The organism is Pseudomonas sp. SG-MS2 (assembly GCF_009933855.1).
In the GTDB taxonomy this organism is placed as follows: Bacteria; Pseudomonadota; Gammaproteobacteria; order Pseudomonadales; family Pseudomonadaceae; genus Aquipseudomonas; species Aquipseudomonas putida_E.
Genome location: NZ_MOMO01000226.1, coordinates 1 through 1653, shown reverse-complemented (window position 1 = coordinate 1653; position 1653 = coordinate 1). Strand labels below are relative to the sequence as shown.

At 62.3% G+C, this 1653-nt stretch carries 1 protein-coding gene and 1 pseudogene; both read right to left on the bottom strand.

Features of this window, described 5'->3' with window-relative positions:
- Positions 1 to 169: 169 nt before the first annotated feature.
- Positions 170 to 1069 (bottom strand): hypothetical protein, encoded by a 900-nt coding sequence (locus tag BLX42_RS19085; RefSeq protein ID WP_161872394.1) that lies wholly within the window; start codon positions 1067 to 1069, stop codon positions 170 to 172.
- Positions 1066 to 1653: pseudogene (locus BLX42_RS19080) on the bottom strand (hypothetical protein); the annotation flags it as partial. The gene BLX42_RS19085 and the pseudogene BLX42_RS19080, both read right to left, overlap by 4 nt.

Sequence of the window (1653 nt, the reverse complement as noted above, 5' to 3'; positions counted from 1 at the left end):
TCATGGACTTGTTGAGCTGTAGCGTTCGCCCACTCTGCTTGTTGGTTCTGGGCGGTCACCACCGGCTGCAGGGCCGCAATCATCGCGTCCGCTTTCGCCGTGAAACCCGCCGGGCCATCGCTGCGAGATGGGGCGGGTGGTAAGTCAGGAATAATGGGTGGGAGAGCCATCAAATAACCCCTTCAACAGTAATGGAACAGTCGGACACGGTCGGCCCTGAAAACACGATCTGGAAGTCCTTGTAGAAGCCGAACAGGATGGTGGCCTCGTAGCTTTCCTCGCCGATCCAGACCACGGGTGTGGCTCGCAACTCGGCCAGTAGCCGGCGCACGCGCGCCACCTCGGAGGTTTCGAGCGACACGTCGAACTCGGCGCGGTTGGAATACGAACGCTGAATCACGGTGGCATTGCCGAAGTCGTCGGTGGTTTTGCGGCTGTAATCGGTGATCCCGACAGAACTGCCGTAGAGCGTCACACCGATGGTTTTCACCGCACCGATGACCATGTGCCCCACGGCGGCTTCGTCGGCAGCCTCTACCGTCACCACGATGTCAGCCGACCCATACGCCGGCATGTCGAGCACAACCAGGTCGGTGCGTACACCGATCGGCTCGAAGAACCAGTCGTACCAATTGGTCACCCCGGCATCGATGAGGCTGACTTCCTTCCGGTACACCTCGCCCTCGAGCGGGTCGACCATTGAGACGGTGGCCGACCGGCCCTTGAGGTTGAACAAGGCCAGCGAGTTGACTACCGCACCCGGGCGGATCGTGACCTCGACCGACCCAGGATTGGTGGTCAACGACTCGACCTTGTTGTCGAACATTCGCCAGCGGTTTGTGGCTCCAACCTCAAGCCACTTGGCTGGGGCCTCGGCGGTGACCACCTCATCCCCCGGCTTCACTCCAGCAGGCACGTCGACCAGAGCCTCGTAGACGACATGGGCAAGAATCACCCGCTGCCCCTTGGTGTAGGCCGTCGCTGCAGCCCAGGCCGGATAATCCGTTTCCGGCACATTGCTGCTGACCAACTGGGCTTCGCCGATCACAATCGGTTTGATCACTCTCATGCGTAATCCCTTTCTTTTGGCGCGCCTTCGACATCCCACTTCTGAAGCAGCTGAGCGACCTGCTGGGCGTACTTGGCGATCTGGAAGCGTTGCGACTTGTTTGCTTCGAGCAGCTGCTCGAACTTGGCCAGTAGCGCTCCGTTGTCACTACCTCCGCTCATCACGTCCGCTCGACTCGACCCGAAGACCTGGTTCGGGCTCGGGATGTCCAGCACCGGACCGCCCTGGGCGAACGCCGGCAGGCGCCCGGCGTTCATCTGATCGAGCAGACCGGTACCGAACATGCGCACCGCATCGGCACTCATGACGTATTCGCCGTTCGAGAGCCTGGCGATGATGCTGTCGCTCGTGCCCGTGCCCGGCCCGGTGATCAGACCGCCCGTGGCGTAGCCCGGAACGCCGAGGCTGTGCAGGTAGTCTTCTGCCGACTTCTTCGCGGCAGCTGACTCTGCACTGTTGCCCGCAGCGGCTTTGGCGATCGATGCAGCGATGTCCTGATAGGTCGCCGTGCCGCTCTGCAGCGCATTGGCCCAGAACGCCGCCCCCGCCTCGTCACCCTCCGTGCCACGGCCAAGTACCGACTG

Coding starts and splice junctions, on each gene's coding strand:
- BLX42_RS19085 (WP_161872394.1), bottom strand. CDS start 1,069: ATGAGAGTGATCAAACCGATTGTGATCGGCGAAGCCCAGTTGGTCAGC.